This is a genomic window from Streptomyces sp. NPDC037054, from assembly GCF_055606745.1.
Map to the genome: position 1 here is coordinate 50,336 of NZ_JBVJSJ010000007.1, position 21,325 is coordinate 71,660.

Below are 21,325 nucleotides of genomic sequence, written 5' to 3' on the forward strand. Positions count from 1 at the left end.
GGGCGCCGGGCTGTGTCGGCTCCCCCGGTTCGGGTACGCGGTCACCGCCCCCGAAGGTCTGGAGGGAGACATGCAGCGAGGCAGCGACCGGTTGAGCCGCCACCGCGACGACGAGATGAAGCACGAACTGCAGGGCCTGCTCAGGTCCGGCCACCCCACGCGCACCGAGGAGTGGCACGACCCCGAGCCGGCCGCCGAGGACGACCCGGAGGTCGCCGCCGGTCCGGTGACGCCGAGCCGCGCACCGAGCTCTCTGGAGTCGGTGCGGCTGGAGCTGGCGCGGAACCTGAGCCGCGGGGCGTTCCCCGCGAACCCGCCCGCGCTGTCGCGCGCCCTGCGCCGCGGCCACGCGCCCGACGCGCTGGTCGAGCAGGTGGAGCGGCTGCCGCGCAACGAGCGCTACGGCACCGTCCAGCAGCTCGCCGAGGCGCTGACCGGCGGCCGGCGGGACCGGTCATAGAGACAGGTCGGCACGCTGCGCGGCGTCGGCGTCGCGCACCGTGTCGGCCGGAATTCCAGGAGGGGCTCCAGTGATGGCTGAGTTCGTGAGGGACGTGATGACACCGGGCGTGGTCGCCGTCCGCCCGGACGCGTCCGTCGTGGAGGCGGCGCAGCTGATGCGCACGCAGAACATCGGCGACGTGGTGGTGGCCGACGGCCAGGAGGTCGTCGGGATGCTCACCGACCGGGACATCACCGTGCGGGCCGTCGCGGACGGCACCGACCCGCAGACGGTGAGCGCCCGCACCGTGTGCACGCCGGATCCGCTGGTCGTCGCCCCGGACGACCCGGTGTCGGCGGCGGTGGCACTGATGCGGGAGCACGCGGTGCGGCGGCTGCCGGTGGTGGAGGACGGCATGCCCGTCGGCATGGTCAGCCTCGGCGACCTCGCCGAGAGCGAGGACCCGGACTCGGCGCTGGCGGACATCAGCCGCGCCGCGCCGGACACCCGCAACGAGAAGGGTTGAACGCTCATGCGTATCGCGTTTCTGACCGCACCCGAGGGCGTCGAGCAGGTGGAGCTCACCGAGCCGTGGCAGGCGGCCGTGGACGCGGGACACGAGCCCGTGCTCGTGTCGACGCAGGCCGGTGAGATCCAGGCGTTCGACCACCTCGACAAGGCGGACACGTTCCCCGTGGACGAGGTCGTGGGCGAGGCGTCCACGGACTCCTTCGGCGGGCTGGTCCTGCCGGGCGGCGTGGCCAACCCGGACTTCCTGCGCACGGACGACGGGGCCGTGGCCTTCGTGCGGGACTTCTTCGAGCAGGGCCGGCCCGTCGCCGCGATCTGCCACGCCGCGTGGACGCTCGTCGAGGCGGACGTCGTGCGCGGCCGGGTGCTGACGTCCTGGCCGAGTCTGCGGACCGACATCCGCAACGCGGGCGGCACCTGGGTCGACGAGCAGGTGAAGGTCTGCGACCACGGGCCGAACAAGCTGGTCACCAGCCGCAAGCCGGACGACCTGAAGGCGTTCGACGAGACGTACCTGGAGGTGTTCGCCGCGGAGGGCACCGGCGGCTGAGGAGCGCGCGGCGAACGCGTGTGACGCAGAGGGGCTCCGAGGGTTTCGGGGCCCCTTTTCGTGCCCGGTTCCGGGTACGGGAGGGCGCGTCAGGTGCCCGGCGTGGCGCTCTCGCCGCTGGTGCGTTCCCTGGCGCCCTCACGGGTGCGGCCCGCGGCGACGGAGCGGCGCGGGTTGCGGCGCAGGTACTCGCCCTCCAGTTGCGCCATGCGCTCGTTGTGGGCCCGCAGCGCGTCGTTCGAGCCGTACAGCAGCGTGTCGTGGCGCGTGCGGTGAATGGTCTCGAGCTCCTTCATGAGCTGCTGCCCGTCCAGACGCTCCGGGTCGACTCCGGTCATGGTGGTGTCCCGCTCGTCGTGTTCGTTCATGCGGTCCGGGTACCCGCCCGGAGAACACTGAGCACTGCACCCGAGCGGCACCCGGGAGGGAGCCATGGATCTCGCTTTCCTGCATCCACTCTACGAACGTCCGGGGCCTTGGGCGTCGGTGTACGTCGACACCTCCCGGCACACGGAGGGCACCCCGCACGAGCGGGAACTGACCGCCCGGGCGATGGCCGCGGACCTCGCGGAACAGGGCGCCGACGAGGCGACCTGCCGGGCCGTGCAGAGCGCGATCGAGGATCTGCGGCACTCTTCGGAACCGCACGGGCGGGCCCTGTTCGCCCGCGCCGGCGAGGTCGTCCTCGACCCGCCGCTGGCCCGCGCCCCGCAGCGCGACTGGGCCGAGTGGGCGCCGCTGCCGCGGGCCGCGCCGCTGCTGGAGCTCGCCGGCGAGGATCCCGTGTGCGTCGTGGCGTACGTCGACCGCAAGGGCGCCGACTTCGAGCTGCGCAGCGCGCTGGGCAGTGAGGACGCGGGCGGCGTCACCGGGCGCCAGTGGCCCGTGCACCGCACCAGCACCGTCGACTGGTCCGAGCGGCACTTCCAGCTGCGGGTGGAGAACACCTGGGAGCACAACGCCGCCGAGATCGCCGACGCGCTCGCCGTGTGCCAGGAGGAGACCCGCGCCGACCTGCTGATTCTCGTCGGCGACGACCGGGAGCGGCGGTCCGTGCACGAGCGGCTGCCGCAGCGGCTGCACGGGCTGGTCGTCGAGGCGTCGCACGGCAGCGGCAGCCGGCTGCTCGACGACGAGGTCGAGCAGGCCCGCGCCGAGCACGTGCGGCAGCGCGCCGCCGCCGAGCTGGAACGCTTCCTCGCCGCGCGCACCCCGGACGCCGAGGGGCACGCCGGCGCCGTCGAGGGTGTGCCCGCGCTGGTCGAGGCCGCGCGCGAGCACCGGATCGGCGAGCTGCTGGTCCGGCCGGACGGGCCCGACGCGCACCGGGAGGTGTGGATCGGTGAGGACCCGGACCAGCTGGCGGTGCGGCGTACCGATCTCAAGGCGCTGGGCGAACAGCACTCGTGGGCAGCCCGGGCCGACGACGCGCTGATCCGCTCGGCCGTCGCCACGGACGCCGCCGCGCTGTCGGTGACGGCCGCCCCGGCGACGGACCAGGAGGCGCCGGTGGGCGGCCTCGGGGCGCTGCTGCGCTGGACCTGACGGCCGGCCCCGTGGGAGGACGCTACCGGGCGCGTTCCACCCGGCGTTCGTCCCAGACCGGGGCCGAGGTCTCCCGGACCCGGCCGTCGCTGCCGAAGACGAGGTAGCGGTCGAAGGAGCGGGCGAACCAGCGGTCGTGGGTGACCGCGAGGACCGTGCCCTCGAACGCCTCCAGGCCCTCCTGGAGCGCCTCGGCCGATTCCAAGTCCAGGTTGTCCGTGGGCTCGTCCAGCAGCAGCGCCGTCGCGCCCTCCAGCTCCAGCAGCAGGATCTGGAACCGGGCCTGCTGCCCGCCCGACAGCCGCTCGAAGGCCTGCTCCGCCTGTCCCGTCAGCTCGTAGCGGCGCAGCCGGGACATGGCGGCGCCGCGGTCCTGGGAGTGCTCGCCCCAGAGGATGTCCAGGAGCGTGCGGCCCTGGAGTTCGGGGTGCGCGTGGGTCTGCGCGAAGTGGCCGGGGACGACGCGCGCGCCGAGCTTCCACTGCCCCGTGTGCGCCACGTCGTCGCCGGCCAGCAGGCGCAGGAAGTGGGACTTGCCCGAGCCGTTCGAGCCGAGGACGGCGACGCGTTCGCCGTAGTAGACCTCCAGGTCGAACGGCTTCATCAGGCCCGTGAGTTCGAGGCCCTCGCAGGTGAGGGCGCGGACGCCGGTCCGGCCGCCCTTGAGCCGCATCCGGATGTCCTGCTCGCGCGGCGGCTCCGGCGGCGGGCCGGCCTCCTCGAACTTGCGGAGCCTCGTCTGCGCCGCCTGGTAGCGGGACGCCATCTCGTGGCTGACGGAGGCGGCCTGACGGAGGTTCAGGACCAGCTTCTTCAGCTGGGCGTGCTTCTCGTCCCAGCGGCGGCGCAACTCCTCGAAGCGGGCGAAGCGTTCGCGGCGGGCCTCGTGGTACGTGGCGAAGCCGGCGCCGTGCACCCAGGCGTCGGCGCCGGCGGGGCCGGGTTCGAGGGAGACGATGCGCTGGGCGGCGCGGGCGAGGAGTTCGCGGTCGTGGGAGACGAAGAGGACCGTCTTGCGGGTCTCGTGGAGCCGCTCCTCCAGCCAGCGTTTGCCGGGCACGTCGAGGTAGTTGTCCGGTTCGTCGAGGAGCAGGACCTCGTCGGTGCCGCGCAGCAGGGCCTCCAGCACGAGACGCTTCTGCTCACCGCCGGAGAGGGTACGGACCTGGCGCCACTGCGCCTTGTCGTAGGGGACGCCGAGGGCGGCGGTCGTGCACATGTCCCAGACGGTCTCGGCCTCGTAGCCCTGGGCCTCGGCCCAGTCGGCGAGGGCCTGGGCGTAGCGCATCTGGGCGGCTTCGTCGTCGACGGTCATGATGCCGTGCTCGGCGGCGTCGACGGCGCGGGCCGCCTCGCGGATGCGGGGCGCGGCGACGGAGACGAGGAGGTCGCGGACGGTGGTGTCGTCCCTGACGGAGCCGACGAACTGGCGCATGACGCCGAGGCCGCCGCTGACGGTGACGGTGCCGCCGTGCGGTTTCAGCTCGCCGGCGAGGAGCCGGAGCAGGGTGGTCTTGCCGGCGCCGTTGGGCCCGACGAGGGCCACGACGGCTCCCTCTCCCACCCGGAAGGAGACGTCGCCGAGCAGCGCCCTCCCGTCGGGGAGGTAGTACTCCAGGTGCGCTGCTTCGAGATGACCCATGGGGGCGATTGTGTGGGCCGTGTGAGGTGAGGGCAATCTCTTTTCCCCTGTGACCTGGGGGTCCGCGCCGCCGCGGCGTTCGCGCGGCCCGCCCGGGTACCCGTGTCCCATGACCCCGGACGTTGACCTCACCGCCCCGAAGCCCGGACACCACCTACTGCGGGACCGTCTCCTCGCCCTGGACTGCCGCCTGTTCGAGGCCGCCGCCGCCCGGCACTGGCCCGGCGCCGAGGGCGTGCTCCCCCGGCTGAGCCGCAGCGCGAACCACGGCGTGCTCTGGTTCGGCGTGGCCGCCGCGCTCGCCGCGACCCGCACCCCGCGCGCCCGCCGTGCCGCGGCCCGCGGCCTCGCCTCCCTGAGCCTGGCCTCCCTGACGATCAACACCCTCGGCAAGCGCACGGTGCGCCGCCCCCGGCCGGTGCTGGACCCGGTCCCGGTCGTACGGCAGCTGAAGCGGCAGCCGATCACCACCTCCTTCCCCTCGGGCCACTCCGCGTCGGCCGCCGCCTTCGCGACGGGCGTCGCCCTGGAGTCCCCGACGTGGGGCGCGGCCGTCGCCCCGGTGGCCGCGTCGGTCGCCCTGTCCCGCGTCTACACCGGGGTCCACTTCCCGAGCGACGTCCTCGCCGGTGCCGCCCTCGGCGCGGGCGCCGCGTTCGCCGTACGGGGCATGGTGCCGACGCGGGCCCAGCTGACCCCGCCGGCCCGGCCCCGCGCCGACGCCCCCGCGCTGCCGGAGGGCGCGGGACTGGTGCTCGTCGCCAACACCGCCGCGGGCAGCGCGGACCGGGTGCGGTCGCTGCGGGACGCGCTGCCGCGCGCCGAGATCGTCGAGTGCGAGGCCGCCGATGTGCGGGCCGAGCTGGAGAAGGCGGTCGCGCACGCCGTGGTGCTCGGCGTGTGCGGTGGCGACGGCACGGTCAACGCCGCCGCCGAGATCGCCCTGCGGCACGGCGTCCCGCTCGCGGTGCTGCCCGGCGGCACCCTCAACCACTTCGCCTACGACCTGGGCGTCGAGGACGCCCGCGATCTGGCGCCCGCCCTGGAGCGCGGGGACGCCGTGCGGGTCGACGTCGGCCGGTTCGCCTGCGGCGGCAAGCAGGGCGTCTTTGTGAACACGTGCAGCCTGGGCGTCTACCCGGAGCTGGTGCGGGAGCGGGACCGGTGGTCGCACAGCATCGGCAGCTGGCCGGCCGGTGTCCTCGCCGCGCTGCGGGTGCTGCGCGGCGGGCGGCACCCGCTGGAGGTCGAGGTGCAGGGCCGCCGACGGCCGCTGTGGCTGCTGTTCGCGGGCAACGGCACGTACCACCGCATGGGGCTCGCGCCCGGCCGCCGTCTCGACATGGCGGACGGGCAGCTGGACGTGCGGGTGGTGCACGGCGGCCGCAAGCCCGCCGTGCGGCTGCTCGCCGCGGCGCTGGCCGGCCCGCTGACGCGCTCGCCCGCCCACGCCGCCGTCCAGGTGGGCCGGCTGCGCCTCGACGGCGTCGCGCCCGGCACGCTCCTCGCCTACGACGGCGAGGTCACCGAGGTGGAGGGCAGCGTGACGCTGGAGAAGGTGCCCGAGGCGCTGGTCGTCTACCGGCCCCTGGGGCGCCAGACCTGACGGTACGTCAGTCCAGTATGCAAAACGGTCGTCTCACTATGCGGGGCACGCCTCTATCGTGGTGATCACCTGGCCGGGAGCCGCATCCCGCCCGCGGTTGGTTCGAAGGGGAGCGCCGTCATGCCGGAAACACGGGAGACCGCCGTCTACACGCACGGGCACCACGAGTCCGTGCTGCGTTCGCACACGTGGCGCACCGCCGCCAACTCGGCGGCGTACCTGCTCGGTTCGCTCGAACCCGGCATGAAGGTCCTGGACGTCGGGTGCGGGCCGGGCACGATCACCGCCGACCTGGCGGCGCTGGTCCCCGAGGGGCATGTCACCGGGCTCGACCGGGAGCCGGGGATCCTGGAGCGGGCGGCCGCCACTGCCGCCGGCCGGGGGCTCACCAACGTCGACTTCGCCGTCGGGGACGTGCACGCGCTGCCGTACCCGGACGACACGTTCTGCGTCGTCCACGCCCACCAGGTGCTCCAGCACGTCGGCGACCCGGTGGCGGCGCTGCGCGAGATGCGGCGGGTGACGCGACCCGGCGGGTACGTCGCCGCGCGCGACGCCGACTACGCGGCCATGACCTGGTACCCCGAGATTTTGGGGCTGGACGACTGGCTGGGCCTGTACCGCCGGGTCGCGCGCGCCAACGGCGGTGAGCCGGACGCGGGGCGGCGACTGCGGTCGTGGGCGCTGCGGGCCGGGTTCACCGACGTCTCCGCCGGCTCCGGCGCGTGGACCTTCGCCACGGCCGAGGAGCGCCGGTGGTGGAGCGGGCTGTGGGCGGACCGCACGGTGGCCTCCTCGTACGCGGCGCGGGCGGTCGAGGGCGGGCACGCCTCCGAGGAGGAGTTGCGGCGCATCGCGGAATCCTGGCGGGAATGGGGTGCGCGGGAGGACGGCTGGTTCGCCGTTCTGCACGGGGAAATACTCTGCCGAAAGCAGGCCTGATTTCGTCCTTTCGGGACACCCGAAGAGCAGGAGGTAACAGGTTATGGTTCCACTTCTGCTTGTCCTGCTTCTGGCAGTGATTCTTTTCGGTGCCGGATTCGCCGTCGAGGTCCTGTGGTGGATCGCGATAGCGGTGCTCGTGCTGTGGCTGCTGGGTTTCCTGGTGCGTGGCACCACGGCAGCCGGAGGCAGGGGCCGGTGGTACCGGTGGTGAGCTACCGGTGGTGAGCCGCGCCGGGACCGGGCCCGACGAACAGGCCTAGTCCCGGGGCAGCAGCGGTCCGAGCGGCCCGAGGTCCAGATTGAGGTCCTCGGGCCGCAGTCCGTAGCGGTCCCGGAGTTCCGTCATGCGCTCGTCGAGCAGCATCAGCGTCAGCCCGACCCGTTCCTCCTGCTCCTCGCTGAGGTCGCCCACGTCGAAGCGGCGCAGGGCCTGCCTCTCCATGAGCTGGCGCAGCAGTTCCACGACGGTCAGGACGAGTTTGACCAGGTCCCGCTCCACGGTGTCGGGTTCCAGGTCCAGCCGGTTGCGGCGGGTCGTCACGTCAACTCCTCCCACGGCGACGGAACGTTCTCGTTCACGGAGCTGATCAGGGCGTTCAGGTCGATGCGGACGAGGTCGACGTCCGCGATGCGCAACGTGATGTCCCCCGTGATGACGACCCCGCCGGCCAGCAGCCGGTCGAGGAGGTCCACGAGGGCGATCTCACGGCGTTCTACGACGGTCACGCCTCTTCCTCCCGAACGGCGTCCTCTTCCCGGACGGCGTCTTCTTCCCGGACGGCGTCTTCTTCCTCGACGAACGAATAGGCCGCCCAGGGGCCGGTGAGTTCCACGCGCATTCCCGGTACGTCGTCCTTCGTGCGGTCGACGAGTTCCACGAATTCCTCGGACTCGGCGCGGGGAACCAGATAAGCGGCGTTGAGCACATTCCGTCCGGCCGCGCCGGAAAGCACCGCGTTCTGCGGATTGTGCAGCCGGGATTCCTCGGCGTGCGCGGAAAGCCTTTCGTGGAGCCGGCTCGCGAACGACTCGGCCCGCTGCCACATGTCCTCGCTCGCGCGGGCACGACGGCGCCGCTGCATGAGGTACTCCCGGCCCGACGCGGGCCGCCGCGGCGCCTCCGCCTCGGCCGGCTCGCCCTGCTGGGGCCCCGGCTCGGGTTCGGCGTACACCTTCACGCCCCACTCCACCCGGCCGTCGAGCCGGTCGAGGGCGCGCCGGAACTCCTCCTCGCGCTCCTCCAGCATCACGCGGACGCCGCTGTCGTCGCGGAACACGGTGCCGAGCCGCAGCGGCAGCGGGGTGGTGACGGTGGTGAGCGCGTCGATCACGCCCTGATGGGCGCGGGCCGTCGCGGTCAGCCAGTCGAGGTCCTCCAGGTGCTGCCGGAGCGGCTCCTCGGCGAAGTCCCGTTCCGGCACGGTGCTGACGACGGCGACGAGGCCGTGGTGCGTGAGCAGGTTCGGGGGCGCCCCGGCGACGCCGCCGACCTGGGACTGGAGGGCGGCGCCGAAGGGCCGGCAGACGGCGTAGACGTAGCGCAGTCCGGTCGTCATCGGGCCCTCCTCTCCTCCGCCCGGCCGGGCTCGAGGCGCTCGGCCCGGTCGGGCTCCAGGGCTGCGAGGCGTTCACGCAACTCGGCGTTCTCCCGGGCGAGTTCGTCGCGCCGGGCGCGCGAGGACAGCGCCGGGTCGGTCTCCCACCAGTCGATGCCCATCTCCTTGGCCTTGTCCACTGACGCGACGATGAGCCGCAGCTTGATCGTCAGCAGTTCGATGTCCAGCAGGTTGATGCGGATGTCGCCCGCGATCACCACGCCCTTGTCGAGCACCCGTTCCAGGATGTCGGCGAGGTTGGCGCCGGAGTCACGGCCGTAAGGGTCGGGCAGTCGGCCGGCTGTCGTCATCGACGGCTCCCGTCCTCGGCGTACCGGTCTTCGTCGTCGGCCTCGTACGCGTCCTCGACGTCGTCGTCCTCGTCGTCCTCGTCTTCGTCGTCGTATGCGTCCTCGGGTTCCTCGTCCTCCTCGTACGCGTCCTCGGCGTCGTCCTCGTCCTCCTCGTCCTCCTCGTCGAGGGCGCCTCCGGGCTCGTCGGACTCCGCGGACTCCTCGTCCTCGTGCGCGTCCTCGGCCTCGTCCCGTTCCGAGGACTCCTCTTCCTCGGCCACCGCGTCCTCGTGGCTGCGTACGACCTCGCCGTCGCGGATCTCCCCGCGCCAGCCGTCCTCCGCCTCGCCCTTGATGGTGATGAAGCGGGCGAAGTTCTTCAGGTCGAGCCGGGTCCGGCGGCCCTGGGCGCGCCAGATGTTGCCGGTCTTCTCGAAGAACCCGGACGGGTAGTACTCGATCACCAGCATGACGCGGGTGAGGTTGTCGGTGAGCCGGTGGAAGGAGACCACGCCCTTGGTGGTGCCCTTGGCGCCCTCGGACGTCCAGGAGATCCGGTCGTCCGGCACCTGTTCGGTGGTCGTCGCCTTCCAACTGCGGTTGGACCACCAGACCTTGGCCTGCCAGTCGGAGTGCGTGTCGTCGTCGCGGCTCGCGCTCTTGACGCCCTTGGCGAAGGTGCTGAAGTCCTGGTACTGCGTCCACTGGTCGTAGGCGGTGCGCAGCGGCACGCCGACGTCGATGTGCTCGATGATCACCGTGGGCTTGTTGCCGCTGTTCTTCTTGCCCTTCTTGCCCCCACCGAGGCCCTTGAGCGCGCCCATCACGTTGTCCTTCGCGTGCGTGGCGCCGGCCTCCAGCACGGAGCGGATCGGGCCCTTGCCCTGGGTGACCTTGCGGCCGGTGTCCAGGGCGAGCTTGCCGAAACCGGGGCTCTTGCCGTCGGCGATGTCGTTGAGTTTGACGGTGGTCTCGCCGAGTTTGCGTCCGACGCCCGTCAGCAGCCGCTGCGCCTGGGCGGCGACGTAGTCCTGGAGTTCCGCCTTGAGCCGGTCCGCGGCCTCGCTGTGGGCCACGTCGCTCAGCGGGTTCTTGGCGGCGGCGCCGCGTGCTGTGGAGGACGCCGATCCGAGGGTGTCGGTCATCGTTCACCGCTTCCCTTCGACTGGCGGCCCCGGGCACCTTCGGAGGTGCGCCGCGTGCCGGCCGTCTTCTTGCCGGCGGGCTTGCCGCCCGCCGAGGTGCGCTTCGCCGCCGCCGTCCTGGCGGAGGCCTTCTTCGCGGGCGCCTTGGCCGCCTTCTTCTTCCGGGCCGGAGCCTCCTCGCGCCCCCCGGTCCCGGCGCTCTCGTGGCGTGCCTCGTCCTCGTCGTCCTCGTCGCGGGCGTCGGCCCGGTCCTCGTCCGCCTCGTCCCGGGGCCCGTCGGTGTCCTCGTCGTCGCCGCGGCCGGTGCCGGGCACCTCGGGGGTCACGCCGGCGAGCTGGTCGCGCACCTGGCTGGTGCGGCCGTGGAGGCGGTTCGCGAGCGAGTCGAGCTGCCGCTCGACCATGGCGCCGGAGGCCGCCTTGCCGACGCCGCTCAGGTCCTGCCTGAGCTGGTCGCCGATCTCCTTGAACTGCGGGTTCTCGCGCAGCTGGCGGGAGACGAGATCGCCCACGGCCTTCGGCGAGAGGTTCATCCTCTTGCCGGCCACGAGACTGCCGACGGCGACCGCCATCTTCGCCTTCTTGGTCCGTCCGAGGACGTATCCGGCCCCTATCGCGAGGCCCAGTGCCATTCGGTTCATCGTGCCGTCCCGCCTGTCTGCGTGCTCATGCGCTCAGCGATCTCCAACCGGTCGAGGAGTTCATCCTCGGCGCGGTCGAACTCCTCCTCGGTGATCTCCCCGGCCTCCAGCCGCTCCTCCAGACGGGACAGCTCGGCCCGTACCGTGGCGGGGTCGTAGTAGATCCGTTCGGCTTCGGTGAGCACCTGTCTGATGGCCCAGGCGCTGCCGCGCACCGGGGCGAACGGCAGCAGCAGCACCTCCTTGATCAGGCCCATGACGTCACCCCGCTCCGGTGCCGGTACCGCCTGCCGCGGCGCCCGCCGGTTCCGCGGGGCCGGGTTCGACGAAGCTGTACGGCGGCAGCGGGCCGTTCAACCGCACCTCCAGGTGGGTCATCTCCTCGCGGACCCGCTCCACGGCGGCGAGGAAGTCCTCGGCCGAGTCCCGCGCCACGAGGAACGACACGTTGGCGAGCCAGCCCGTGGACTCGGGGCCCACGCTGACCGCGTCCGCGACCGGTTCCAGGACGCGCTGCAGGGCGACGGCGTCCTCGGCCTCCTTGGCCTTGACGGCGGCCGCGACCGCTTCGCCGAGGCGCAACTTGTCGTCGTAACTGCCGCCGCCCGCTTGCCGGTTGGCCTCGGCGAGGGAGCGGATCTCCGCGTTCTCGGCCATCACGTGGTGCAGGACGGCCTCTTCGACGTGGTTGGCCTTGACGTTGTACTCGACGCGGCCGTCGAGGGCCCGCAGGCGTTCCAGGTAGTGCTCGACGCGCTCGGTGAGGACGCCGGTGACGGCCTCGTCGTCGGGGGCGACGCTGCCGAACCGCATGGGCAGCACGCAGCCGGCCGCGCCGGCCTCGCTCAGCACGTTCTGGTGGGCCAGCAGGTCCCGGCGCTTGGGGCGCAGCCCCTCGGGCGCGTCGCTCACCAGCGCGGACAGTTCACCCGCGGTGAGGATCCGCACCGGGCGGGGCGGGTCGCCGACGCCGCCCATGCCCTCGGGAAGCGCGGGGTGGGAACTCGCCGCGATGCCGTAGACGTACGTGCTCACTCCTGCTCCTCCTTCCTGCTGCGGGCGGACGAGGTCGCCTTGCGGGCACGCCGGGGCTCCTCGCTCCCGCCTTCGTCACGGGCCTGCTTGAAGGCGCCGGAGATGGTCTCGGCCGCGCCGGACAGGGCGCCCTTGGACTTGCCGCGCGCGCCGGACTCGGTGATCTCGCCGACCATGTCGGGCAGTCCCGGGCTCTTGCGGGGCCCGGCCTCCAGATCGAGCCGGTTGCACGCCTCGGCGAAGCGCAGATAGGTGTCCACGCTGGCCACGACGACGCGTACGTCGATCTTCAGGATCTCGATGCCCACCAGGGACACGCGCACGAATGCGTCGATGACGAGCCCCCTGTCCAGAACGAGCTCGAGCACGTCGTAGAGGCCGCTGCTTCCGCCTCCACCGCCGGACTGCGATGCCGGTACGACAGTCATGTCGACCGTTCCTCCCCTTCCGCTGTTGGGTGCGTGTGGTTCTTCCGCTGTTGGGTGCGTGTGTGCTTGCTGTCGGATGCGCGTGATCGGTACGTGCGTGCCTACTGGCCGCCGGGCCTTCGTGTGTCGGCCCTTCCGCGTTCGTAGCGGCGGACGCGCCGGTAGCCGGTGAGCGTGCCCTGCGGATCGAGTTCCACCTGGTAGCTCGCCATCAGGCTCATGGTGTCCGGGACCCGCTGGAGCTCGAGGACCTCGATCTCCAGGGCCCAGCCCTCCTCGGTCTGCTCGAAGGAGGAAACGGACTCGGCTTCCATTCCGGTGAGCTCCGCGAGCTGGTCGCGCGCCTGGCGCAGCACCTCGACGGGGCTCGGGCGGCGGTCCGCCCTGCGGCCGTCCGCCCGCTCGGACGAATGATCCGAAGTATCCGGTTTTTGCGGTTTCCGTGAATCCTGTGACTCTGATGTGTTTCTTGTGTTCGACATGGCCACCTCGCCCCTCGGGTGGCCTCATGTCCGTTGGCCAAACCTTCACGAGCACAAGGTGTTCAACCGCGCACCCTGTCGAGCCGGCGCCGCGCCGGTCCCAGGGCGCGGCGCCGGCGCATGATCGCCGACCAGGGGCGGGTGCGGGCCTGGTCGGCGGCGTCGGTGATCGTCCAGCGGCGGGCGTGCAGCTCCGGGTCGTCGAGCCGGTCCCAGGTGAGCGGGGTCGCCACGGGGGCGCCGGGCCCGGGCCGCACGGTGTACGGGGCGACGGCGGTCTGCGCGTAGGCGTTGCGCTGCACGTCGAGGTAGAGGCGGTCGCCGCGGTCCTTCTTGCGGGCGGCGGTGGTGAGCCGCTCGGGGTGGGCGGCGGCGAGGGTGTCGGCGACGTCGCGGGCGAACCGCCGTACCTCGTCGAAGGGGTGACGGCCGTTCAGCGGCACGACGACGTGCAGGCCGCGGGAGCCGGTGGTCATGAGGGCCGACGGCAGGTCCAGCGCGTCGAGCAGTTCACCGAGCAGCCCGGCCGCCTCCCGCACCGCGGCGAAGTCGTCGCCGGCCGGGTCGAGGTCGAAGACCATCAGGTCGGGCCGGTCCGGGTGGTCGACGCGGGACAGCCAGCGGTGCAGGGTGAGGGCGGCCTGGTCGGCGAGGTACAGCAGGGTGGCCGTGTCGTCGCACACCGTGTGGCACACGGTGCCGCCCTCCTTGGCGACCTCGGCGCGGGTGATCCACTCCGGGTAGTGCTCCGGGGTGTTCTTCTGCATGAACCGGGGGCCGTGCGGGCCGTCCGGGTACCGCTCCAGCATCAGGGGCCGGCCCCGCAGGTGCGGCAGCAGGTAGGGCGCGATCGTCCGGTAGTAGGCGACGAGGTCGGCCTTCGTCACGTCCCCGGCCGTGCCGTCGCCGGGGATCAGCACCTTGTCCGGCCGGTGGACCTCGACCGTGCGGCGGCCGGCCCGCACGCTCCGTCCGTCGCCGCCGGTCCTTCCCTCGTCCCCGGTCCGTCCGTCGTCGCCGGTCACGGCACCACGGCCTGCTCCACCAGCAGGCGGCCCGCGGCGGCGATGGAGTCGGCGTCGATGCCGGCGGCGTGCGCCTGCTCGTCCGGGGTGGCCGAGCCGGGCATGGTGCGCACGGCGAGCCGGACCAAGCGCGGCACGGGCCGCCCGTCGAGGAAGGCGTCCAGGACGGCGTCCCCGATGCCGCCCTCCGGGTGGTGGTCCTCCACCGTCAGCAGGCAGCCGGTCTCCTCCGCGGCACGCCGCAGGGTGAGGCGGTCGACGGGCTTGACCGAGTACAGATCGATCACCCGGACCGCGATGCCCTCCCGGTCGAGGGCGTCCGCGGCGGCCAGCGCCGCCGGCACGGTGACGCCGGCCGCGACGAGGGTCATCCGGTCCTGCCCGGAGGAGCGCAGCACCTTGCTGCCGCCGACCGGGAACGTCTCGTCGGGGCCGTAGATCACCGGGCTCTCACCGCGCGAGGTGCGCAGGTAGCGGACGCCCTCCAGGCCGGCCATCTCGGCGACGAGCCGCGCGGTCTGGTTGGCGTCGCACGGGTAGAGCACGGTCGAGCCGTGCACGGCGCGCATCATCGCCAGGTCCTCCAGACCCATCTGACTGGGCCCGTCCTGGCCGATGGCGACGCCCGCGTGCGAGCCGACGAGGTTGATGCCGGAACCGCTGATCGACGCCATGCGCACGAAGTCGTACGCGCGCGTGAGGAACGCCGCGAAGGTGGCGGCGTACGGCACCCAGCCGCGGGTCGCCATGCCGACGGCCGCGGCGACCATCTGCTGCTCGGCGATGTAGCACTCGAAGTAGCGCTCGGGATGCTCCTTGGCGAACGTCTCCGCGCGCGTGGAGTCGCCGACCTCGCCGTCGAGGGCGACGACGTCGCCGCGCGCGGTGCCGAGCGCGGCGAGCGCCTGCCCGTACGCGTCGCGCGTGGCGACGCCCTGCTCGGCGCCCTTCTCCCAGCGGGGCAGTTCGAGGTCGCCGGTGCTCACGGAGTGCAGCATCCTGGTGGCCGGCGGCTCCTGCACCCGGAGGCGGACATCGCGGGGGCCGCCGAGTTCGGCGATGGCCTCGTCGGCGTTCTTCAGCGGCTTGCCGTGCAGGCCCTCGCGGTCCTCCACGTCGGCGACGCCCTTGCCCTTCAGAGTGCGGGCGATGATCGCCGTGGGCTGGCCCTTGGTGGAGGCGGCCTCGCCGTAGGCCCGGTCGATGGCGTCGACGTCGTGCCCGTCGATCTCGACGGTGTGCCAGCCGAACGCCTGGAAGCGGCGGGCGTACGCGTCGAGGTCGTGGCCGTGCCGGGTGGGGCCGCGCTGGCCGAGCCGGTTGACGTCGACGATCGCGGTGAGGTTGTCGAGGTGCTCGTGTCCGGCGTGCTCGGCGGCCTCCCACACGGAGCCCTCGGCGAGTTCGCTGTCGCCGCACAGCACCCACACCCGGTACTCCGCGCGGTCGAGCCGCTTGCCGGACAGGGCGATGCCGACGCCCACCGGCAGCCCCTGGCCGAGCGATCCGGTGGCCGTCTCCACCCACGGCAGCCGCTGCGGCGTGGGATGCCCTTCCAGCCGGCTGCCGAGCGTGCGGTACGTGAGGAGTTCGGCGTCGTCGATGGCGCCGGCCGCCTTGTACGCGGCGTACAGCAGGGGCGAGGCGTGTCCCTTGGACAGCACGAAGCGGTCGTTGCCGGGGTGGGCGGGGCGGTCGAAGTCGTAGCGCAGATGGTTCGCGAGGAGTACGGCCATCAGGTCCGCGGCGGACATCGACGACGTCGGATGCCCGGACCCCGCGGTGGCCGAGGCCCGGATGCCGTCCACGCGCAACTGCTGGCCCAGCTCGACGAGTTCACCGGTGTTCATGAGTCTCCTTCTGCGGGGTCTGCGGGCTCTGCCGGGGCTGAGGGCTCTGCGGGGCTGCGGGGCTTCGCGGGCTCTGCGCGGGTGTCGCGGCCGTGGGAACCGCCGGGCCTGTCGGGCGGATCGGTCGGATCAGGCGGATCGGTGCGCTTGACGGGACCGGGGGCGACGCCGGGCCCCGGTGGCGGCTGGTTCGCGGGCGGCTCGGAAAGGGGCTGATTCCTGGCGGGCTCGCCACCGGGTTGGCCCTTGGCGGGCTCGCCGCCGGGCTGACTCTTGGCAGGCTCACCGCCGGGCTGATTCCTGGCGGGCTCGCCGGGCTGCGGCTTCGCGGGCTCGCCACCGGACGGACCCTTGGCGGGCTTGTCCTGCGAACGCCCCTCCCCCGCCCGGGGCTTGGCTTCCGATCCACCCTGCCGCGCCCTCGACGCGGACGTCGAACCACCGCCCGTCACCCCCGACTCGGCCTTCGCACCACCGTCCCCCGCCCTGGACTCGGACTCGGCCCCGCCCCCGGACCCCCGCCGCTCCGGTCCGCCCGGCACCCGGGCCAGTTCCGGGGACGCCGTGTCCAGCGGTACCGACCAGGAGCGGACGAGGCCCAACTGGACGGCCTGGCGGGGCAGTACCGCGTCCAGGATCCAGTCGGCGGCCACCCGGACCCGATTGCCGGGCATCGCCGCGAGGTGGTAGCCGCGTGTCACCGCGCCCGCCGCCGGCCCAGCGAGGGCCACGCCGAACGGGTTGGCGGCGGCCTTGACGCCGCCCAGGTCGACCACGAAGCCCAGGTCGCGGTGGCGGTAGGCGTGCCGTTCGCCGAGGCCGAGCGACGCGGCGACGTTCTGCGCGCACACCTTCCCCTGCCGCCAGGCGTGCTGCGCGGTCATCGGCGTGTACTGGCCGGGCTTCTCCAGGTCGGGCACCGCGGCGGCGTCCCCGCACGCGAACAGCTCGGGCCGGCCCGGCACTTGGAGGTGCGGGTCGACCACGAGCCGGCCGCGCTCCATGGGCAGCCCGAGCGACTCGGCGAGCGGATCGGGCCGTACGCCGACGCACCACACCAGGGTGCGGGTGTCCACGAACTCGCCGTCGGTCAGCAGCACCCCGTCGTGCGTGGCCTCCTTCACGGAGGTGCCCATGCGCACGTCGACGCCGCGCTGCCGCAGCACCCGGTCGGCCGTGCGGGAGAGCTTCTCGTCCAGTTCGGGCAGCACGCGCTCCGCGATGTCCAGCAGCATCCAGCGGGGCCGCATGCCCTGCCGCAGCGGGTGCTTGCGCACCTGCGCGTCGGTGAACAGCTGCCCGTGCGCGGCGACCTCGGTGCCGGTGTATCCGGCGCCGACCACCACGAAGGTGCAGCGGGCGGCGCAGGCCGCGGGGTCGGAGGCGGACGCGGCCAGTTCGACCTGGCGGGTCACGTGGTCGCGCAGGTACAGCGCCTCGGGCAGCCCGCGGAAGCCGTGCGCGTGCTCGGCGACGCCGGGGACGGGCAACAGTTTGTTGACGCTGCCGGCGGCGAGCACGAGCCGGTCGAAGGGCAGGGTGCCGCTCTCCCCCTCGGGCCCGGTGTAGTGCACGGTGTGCCCGTCGAGGTCGACGCGGTCGGCCTCGCCGAGGACCAGCCGGACGTGCGGCAGGGTGCCGGACAGGGACACGGTGACTCGGCGCGGTTCCAGGATCCCGGCGGCGACCTGGGGCAGCAGGGGCAGGTACAGGAAGTAGTCGGTCGGGTTCAGCAGGGTGATGTCGGCGCGGTTCCGGGTCAGCCGGGACAGGGTGCGGGCCGTCCGGTACCCGGCGAAACCGGCACCGACGATCACGATGCGGGGTCGACTCACGGTTCGCCTCCGGGGCTGTCGCGTACCTCGGGAGCCTTCCGCGTCCCCCCGGCGGGGTCGGCCAAACGTCGCGGCCCCCGCGACCGGCCGGTTGCCCGTGGCGCCCCCGGGTACTCGGTGGCCCGACCCCCACCCCCCGCCGGGCCGTGGTCCGGGCGGGGGGAGCCCGTCGTCGCGGAGGCGCACCCCCATGCCCGAATACGGCTACTTCCTCTCGTGCGAGCAGTACGGTCCCGCCGAGCTGATCGAGCAGGCGCGGATGGCCGAGCAGGCCGGTTTCCAGGCGCTGTGGATCTCGGACCACTACCACCCGTGGAGCGACGAGCAGGGCCAGAGCCCGTTCGTGTGGTCGGTGATCGGCGCGCTGTCGGAGGCCGTGTCGCTGCCGGTCGAGACGGCCGTGACCTGCCCCACCGTGCGGATCCACCCGGCGGTCGTCGCACAGGCCGCCGCGACGAGCGCGGTGATGACGAACGGCCGGTTCCGGCTGGGCGTCGGCACGGGCGAGGCCCTCAACGAACACATCCTCGGCGACGCCTGGCCGCCCGCGCACGTGCGCCTGGAGATGCTGGAGGAGGCGATCCAGGTGATGCGCCGGCTGTTCTCGGGCGACGAGGTGAACCACCACGGCACGCACTACACGGTGGAGAACGCCCGCCTCTACACCGTGCCGGACGAGCCCGTCCCCATCGACATCTCCGGTTTCGGCCCCGCGGCGACCAAGCTGGCGGCCCGCGTCGGCGACGGCTACATCACGATGACGCCGGACGCGACGATGGTGGAGCAGTACCGCAAGGGCGGGGGCGGCGGGAAGCCCGTCAGCGGCGGCACCAAGGTCTGCTACGACACGGACCGCGACGCGGCGGTGCGCACCGTGCACCGCCTGTGGGCGAACGAGCAACTGCCGGGCGAGCTGGGCCAGGTGCTGCCGTCGCCGAAACACTTCGAGCAGGCGCAGTCCCTCGTCACCGAGGACATGGTGCGCGAGAGCCGGGTGTGCGGCGACGACGTGGACGAGCACGTGGCGGAGCTGCGGCGGTTCGCCGAGGCGGGATTCGACCGGATCTACGTCAACCAGATCGGCCCCGACCTGCGGGGCTTCTTCGACTTCTACCGCACGAAGGTCCTGCCGCAGCTCCAGCAGAGTTCCTGAGCACGGGGCGCCGTCGGGCGCCGGCCGGGGGCCGAGGGCCGAGGGCCGGGGGCCGGGGGCCGGGGGCCGGGGGCCGGGGGCCGGGGGCCGGGGGCCGGGGAGGTTGGCGGGGATCGTGTGAAACGATCACCTCGCCCGGCCGGCCCCAACTAGGCTCGTCCGCATGGACATTCTGGGAGCCACGCTGCGCGTTTGCGTCGACGACCTGGAGACCGCGGTCCCCTTCTACGAACGCCTCGCGGGCGGCACGGCGCTCCGCTTCGAGCGCGGCGGCGTACAAGTGGCGGCGGTCGGCTGCTTTCTGCTCATGAGCGGGCCCGAGGCGGAACTGGAGGTGCTGCGCAAGGTGGCGGCGACCATCGCCGTCACGGACGTCGACGAGGCGCGCCAGGTGCTCAGCGACCTGGGCGCCCACATCGTCGCGGGTCCGATGGCGACGCCCGCGGGCCGCAACCTGATCGCGATGCATCCGGACGGCGCGGTGTACGAGTACGTGGACCGCCGCCAGTAGACCGGCCCCCGGGACTGCCCGCATGCCGCTCCCCTCACGGGGACGGGTCGGGCCGCATCCGGAAGTCGAGGCGGGCGGGCAGCGGTTCGCCGCCGCCGACGGCCGCCCACAGCCGGTCGATGTCCCGCGAACCCTCCCGCAGATCCGCCACCTCCAGGCCCGCGTCGAACACGGCGCGGGCCTCCTCGCGCCGCCCCTCGGCGAGCAGCAGCGCCGCCTCCAGGAGCCGGAACCGGCCGCGGGCGCGCGTCGACCGGTCGAGCCGCCGCCACACGGCCCGCGCGTCGGCGGTACGCCCCACGGCGAGCAGTGCCTCGACGGCCTCGCGGCCCAGCGCGGCCGTGGCCGCCACCCACCGCTCGTGGACGTCGCCGCCCACCTCGCCGCGCTGCCGGCACAGGTCGTCGAAGGCCTCGGCGTACCGGTCGGCGGCCCGCTCGGGATGCCCGCCCTCCTGGTCGGCGACGGCGAGGCAGCGCAGCATCGGCCACACCGTGGGCGCCTCGCGCAGTCCGCGTTCCCAGCTGCGCTCGGCCTGGGCCCGGTCCCCGGCGTGCCATTGGGCGACGCCGAGGTGGTACTCGGTGTGCGGGGCGGCGGGCGCGGTCTCCAGCATGTCCCGCCAGTGCGGGGCGACGAGCGTCGGACCGGGCGGCTCCGCGCCGTCGGGCTCGGGCACCGACCCGGCGCGCAGCAGGTGCAGCCAGGGTTCCTGGGCGGCGCCGAGCGTGCTCTCCGGGAACGGCGTGCCCGGCAGCTTCCAGTCGGCGCGCAGCACTTCGAGGGCGCCCCAGCCGGAGCCGACGGCGAGCTGCTCGACGGGTTCGGTGTCGGCGTGCGGCAGCCAGGCGGCGTACGCGGCGTCGACGTCGGCGCGCGGCAGCGCCGCCTCCAGCCGGGCCTCGGCCCCGGCCAGCACGGTGTGCCACTCCCCCGCGGGCGGCGCGTCGAGGGGCCCGTAGGACTCCAGCCAGGACACCTCGCTCTCCGCGTCCAGCGGTACGTGCTCCAGCTGGGTGCGGGCGAGTCCGGCCTGGATCTCGCAGTAGCCGCCGGTGCCCGGCTCGGTGAGCCAGTCCTGCCAGCGCCGTCCGCCGGGACCGGTGCCCCACACGAACAGCTTCCGGCCGCGCAGCACGTCCGTCGACGTCTGCACCAGTCCGTGCCCGTCCTCGCCGAGGGCGGCGATCCAGCGGCGCCGGCCGTCCGGCACGTCGTAGAAGTAGTCCGCGGCGTAGGTGCTGTTGGCGGGATACGTGCGGTCGGCGCCGTCGGACACCGGGACCGGCACCTGCCGCAGCCGGCGTTCGTAGCCGAAGTGCCAGGCGGTGTCGGCGGGGGCGAGCACGCGGCGGTCCTCGGGCACGGCGATGTTGGACCACCAGTACAGGGGCGCGGGCCGCTCGTGGGGGTTGCGGATCCGGACGCCGACGTGGAGGAAGTCGGAGCCGTCGGGCAGCCACAGGTCGACCTGGAAGGGCAGGTCGCGCAGCCGTTCCCACTCCCACAGGCGCAGCATGTCGGTGCCGTCGGGCGCGGTGACGCGGGCGGCGTGCAGGGGCGCGCAGGACAGGGCGGTGTGGCCGGTGGCGCCGATGTTCCATTCGACGCCGCCGGAGTACCAGGCGCCGTTGAGGGCGAAGTCGGCGGGCTGGAACACCGGATTGCGGTACAGGAGTTCGCGGCCGGCGGGCTTGTGGAAGAGGGAGGCGATCCGGCCGCCGAGGCCGGGCAGGACGGTGGCTCTGAGCCGGTCGTTCTCGATGACGAGGGCGTCGATGCCGCGCGGTGCGCGGACGCGGTCGTAGCCGTCGCGGACGTGCTCGGGCAGCAGGCTGCGCAGGGGCTCGTGGCCGACCTGGCGGGCCATGTCGCGCGGCATGCCCTCCTTGTCGCGGTCGTCGATGCGGTGCGTCTCGTCCAGGGGCCGCAGGGGTGGCAGCGGGTTGTCGGGGCCCAGCGGCGCGGCGGGCAGCGTCAGTACCTCGCGTCGGATCGTCGTCACGATCACCATGGAAGCCGCTCGACGGTGAGCTGACCAGGGGCCCTACGAGCCGAGTTCGCCCGCCGC

Annotated in this window: 25 protein-coding genes; 9 read left to right on the forward strand and 16 right to left on the reverse strand. The window is 73.4% G+C overall.

The window, feature by feature from the left end; all coding sequences use genetic code 11:
- Window positions 1-70: 70 nt before the first annotated feature.
- The 3 genes from ACZ7D7_RS18135 to ACZ7D7_RS18145 all read left to right on the forward strand — a co-directional run bounded on the left by ACZ7D7_RS18135 (window position 71) and on the right by ACZ7D7_RS18145 (window position 1,523).
- On the forward strand, window positions 71-460 hold the full coding sequence (locus tag ACZ7D7_RS18135; protein ID WP_470825411.1) for a DUF2795 domain-containing protein: 390 nt from the start codon (window positions 71-73) through the stop codon (window positions 458-460).
- 73 nt (window positions 461-533) lie between these two features.
- A complete protein-coding gene (locus ACZ7D7_RS18140; protein WP_470825412.1) occupies window positions 534-968 on the forward strand; it encodes a CBS domain-containing protein in 435 nt (144 codons plus the stop codon).
- 6 nt (window positions 969-974) lie between these two features.
- Complete coding sequence (locus ACZ7D7_RS18145; protein ID WP_470825413.1) at window positions 975-1,523, forward strand: type 1 glutamine amidotransferase domain-containing protein; 549 nt, start codon at window positions 975-977, stop codon at window positions 1,521-1,523.
- Between the two features lie 89 nt (window positions 1,524-1,612).
- On the opposite strand, the gene ACZ7D7_RS18150 is transcribed toward ACZ7D7_RS18145, so the two are convergent.
- Complete coding sequence (locus ACZ7D7_RS18150) at window positions 1,613-1,891, reverse strand: DUF6158 family protein (protein ID WP_470825415.1); 279 nt, start codon at window positions 1,889-1,891, stop codon at window positions 1,613-1,615.
- A 64-nt stretch (window positions 1,892-1,955) separates the two neighbouring features.
- Here ACZ7D7_RS18150 and ACZ7D7_RS18155 point away from each other — a divergent pair, with 64 nt between their 5' ends.
- The gene (locus ACZ7D7_RS18155) at window positions 1,956-3,068 is read left to right on the forward strand and encodes a baeRF2 domain-containing protein (protein WP_470825417.1); all 1,113 of its coding nucleotides are present in this window, start codon (window positions 1,956-1,958) and stop codon (window positions 3,066-3,068) included.
- A 22-nt stretch (window positions 3,069-3,090) separates the two neighbouring features.
- On the opposite strand, the gene ACZ7D7_RS18160 is transcribed toward ACZ7D7_RS18155, so the two are convergent.
- The gene (locus tag ACZ7D7_RS18160) at window positions 3,091-4,710 is read right to left on the reverse strand and encodes an ABC-F family ATP-binding cassette domain-containing protein (protein WP_470825419.1); all 1,620 of its coding nucleotides are present in this window, start codon (window positions 4,708-4,710) and stop codon (window positions 3,091-3,093) included.
- A gap of 109 nt (window positions 4,711-4,819) precedes the next feature.
- Here ACZ7D7_RS18160 and ACZ7D7_RS18165 point away from each other — a divergent pair, with 109 nt between their 5' ends.
- The 3 genes from ACZ7D7_RS18165 to ACZ7D7_RS18175 all read left to right on the forward strand — a co-directional run bounded on the left by ACZ7D7_RS18165 (window position 4,820) and on the right by ACZ7D7_RS18175 (window position 7,472).
- A complete protein-coding gene (locus tag ACZ7D7_RS18165; protein WP_470825421.1) occupies window positions 4,820-6,316 on the forward strand; it encodes a phosphatase PAP2 family protein in 1,497 nt (498 codons plus the stop codon).
- A 120-nt stretch (window positions 6,317-6,436) separates the two neighbouring features.
- Window positions 6,437-7,258: a methyltransferase domain-containing protein gene (locus ACZ7D7_RS18170; protein WP_470825422.1), complete on the forward strand. Its 822-nt coding sequence runs from the start codon at window positions 6,437-6,439 to the stop codon at window positions 7,256-7,258.
- Window positions 7,259-7,301: 43 nt separating this feature from the next.
- Entirely contained in the window at window positions 7,302-7,472 is a 171-nt protein-coding gene (locus tag ACZ7D7_RS18175) for a hydrophobic protein (protein ID WP_470825423.1), read from the forward strand.
- Window positions 7,473-7,517: 45 nt separating this feature from the next.
- On the opposite strand, the gene ACZ7D7_RS18180 is transcribed toward ACZ7D7_RS18175, so the two are convergent.
- The 13 genes from ACZ7D7_RS18180 to ACZ7D7_RS18240 all read right to left on the reverse strand — a co-directional run bounded on the left by ACZ7D7_RS18180 (window position 7,518) and on the right by ACZ7D7_RS18240 (window position 17,590).
- The gene (locus ACZ7D7_RS18180) at window positions 7,518-7,802 is read right to left on the reverse strand and encodes a gas vesicle protein K (RefSeq protein WP_470825425.1); all 285 of its coding nucleotides are present in this window, start codon (window positions 7,800-7,802) and stop codon (window positions 7,518-7,520) included.
- A complete protein-coding gene (locus ACZ7D7_RS18185) occupies window positions 7,799-7,987 on the reverse strand; it encodes a gas vesicle protein (RefSeq protein WP_470825426.1) in 189 nt (62 codons plus the stop codon). The genes ACZ7D7_RS18180 and ACZ7D7_RS18185 overlap by 4 nt, the downstream gene beginning before the upstream one ends.
- Window positions 7,984-8,817, reverse strand: coding sequence for a GvpL/GvpF family gas vesicle protein (locus ACZ7D7_RS18190; RefSeq protein ID WP_470825427.1), 834 nt, complete (start codon window positions 8,815-8,817; stop codon window positions 7,984-7,986). Before ACZ7D7_RS18190 ends, ACZ7D7_RS18185 begins: the two co-directional genes overlap by 4 nt.
- Entirely contained in the window at window positions 8,814-9,167 is a 354-nt protein-coding gene (locus tag ACZ7D7_RS18195; RefSeq protein ID WP_470825428.1) for a gas vesicle protein, read from the reverse strand. Before ACZ7D7_RS18195 ends, ACZ7D7_RS18190 begins: the two co-directional genes overlap by 4 nt.
- Window positions 9,164-10,294: an SRPBCC family protein gene (locus ACZ7D7_RS18200; protein ID WP_470825429.1), complete on the reverse strand. Its 1,131-nt coding sequence runs from the start codon at window positions 10,292-10,294 to the stop codon at window positions 9,164-9,166. The genes ACZ7D7_RS18195 and ACZ7D7_RS18200 overlap by 4 nt, the downstream gene beginning before the upstream one ends.
- On the reverse strand, window positions 10,291-10,935 hold the full coding sequence (locus tag ACZ7D7_RS18205) for a DNA primase (protein ID WP_470825430.1): 645 nt from the start codon (window positions 10,933-10,935) through the stop codon (window positions 10,291-10,293). The genes ACZ7D7_RS18200 and ACZ7D7_RS18205 overlap by 4 nt, the downstream gene beginning before the upstream one ends.
- Window positions 10,932-11,192: a gas vesicle protein GvpG gene (locus ACZ7D7_RS18210; RefSeq protein WP_470825431.1), complete on the reverse strand. Its 261-nt coding sequence runs from the start codon at window positions 11,190-11,192 to the stop codon at window positions 10,932-10,934. Before ACZ7D7_RS18210 ends, ACZ7D7_RS18205 begins: the two co-directional genes overlap by 4 nt.
- A gap of 4 nt (window positions 11,193-11,196) precedes the next feature.
- A complete protein-coding gene (locus tag ACZ7D7_RS18215) occupies window positions 11,197-11,970 on the reverse strand; it encodes a GvpL/GvpF family gas vesicle protein (protein WP_470825432.1) in 774 nt (257 codons plus the stop codon).
- Window positions 11,967-12,398: a gas vesicle structural protein GvpA gene (locus tag ACZ7D7_RS18220; protein ID WP_470825433.1), complete on the reverse strand. Its 432-nt coding sequence runs from the start codon at window positions 12,396-12,398 to the stop codon at window positions 11,967-11,969. Before ACZ7D7_RS18220 ends, ACZ7D7_RS18215 begins: the two co-directional genes overlap by 4 nt.
- 101 nt (window positions 12,399-12,499) lie before the next feature.
- Window positions 12,500-12,880, reverse strand: a complete 381-nt coding sequence (locus ACZ7D7_RS18225; protein ID WP_470825435.1) for a gas vesicle protein GvpO — start codon at window positions 12,878-12,880, stop codon at window positions 12,500-12,502.
- 62 nt (window positions 12,881-12,942) lie between these two features.
- Window positions 12,943-13,905 carry a non-homologous end-joining DNA ligase gene (ligD, locus tag ACZ7D7_RS18230; RefSeq protein WP_470825436.1) on the reverse strand — a complete coding sequence of 321 codons (963 nt, stop codon included), beginning with the start codon at window positions 13,903-13,905 and terminating at the stop codon, window positions 12,943-12,945.
- On the reverse strand, window positions 13,902-15,755 hold the full coding sequence (locus tag ACZ7D7_RS18235; protein WP_470825437.1) for a transketolase: 1,854 nt from the start codon (window positions 15,753-15,755) through the stop codon (window positions 13,902-13,904). Before ACZ7D7_RS18235 ends, ligD begins: the two co-directional genes overlap by 4 nt.
- Window positions 15,752-17,590 carry an FAD-dependent oxidoreductase gene (locus ACZ7D7_RS18240; RefSeq protein ID WP_470825438.1) on the reverse strand — a complete coding sequence of 613 codons (1,839 nt, stop codon included), beginning with the start codon at window positions 17,588-17,590 and terminating at the stop codon, window positions 15,752-15,754. The genes ACZ7D7_RS18235 and ACZ7D7_RS18240 overlap by 4 nt, the downstream gene beginning before the upstream one ends.
- A 190-nt stretch (window positions 17,591-17,780) precedes the next feature.
- Here ACZ7D7_RS18240 and ACZ7D7_RS18245 point away from each other — a divergent pair, with 190 nt between their 5' ends.
- Both ACZ7D7_RS18245 and ACZ7D7_RS18250 read left to right on the forward strand, forming a co-directional pair.
- Window positions 17,781-18,743: an LLM class F420-dependent oxidoreductase gene (locus ACZ7D7_RS18245; RefSeq protein ID WP_470825439.1), complete on the forward strand. Its 963-nt coding sequence runs from the start codon at window positions 17,781-17,783 to the stop codon at window positions 18,741-18,743.
- 163 nt (window positions 18,744-18,906) lie between these two features.
- Window positions 18,907-19,254 (forward strand): VOC family protein, encoded by a 348-nt coding sequence (locus tag ACZ7D7_RS18250; protein ID WP_470825441.1) that lies wholly within the window; start codon window positions 18,907-18,909, stop codon window positions 19,252-19,254.
- A 34-nt stretch (window positions 19,255-19,288) separates the two neighbouring features.
- On the opposite strand, the gene ACZ7D7_RS18255 is transcribed toward ACZ7D7_RS18250, so the two are convergent.
- Window positions 19,289-21,268 (reverse strand): DUF5107 domain-containing protein, encoded by a 1,980-nt coding sequence (locus ACZ7D7_RS18255; RefSeq protein WP_470825442.1) that lies wholly within the window; start codon window positions 21,266-21,268, stop codon window positions 19,289-19,291.
- Window positions 21,269-21,325 lie beyond the last annotated feature (57 nt).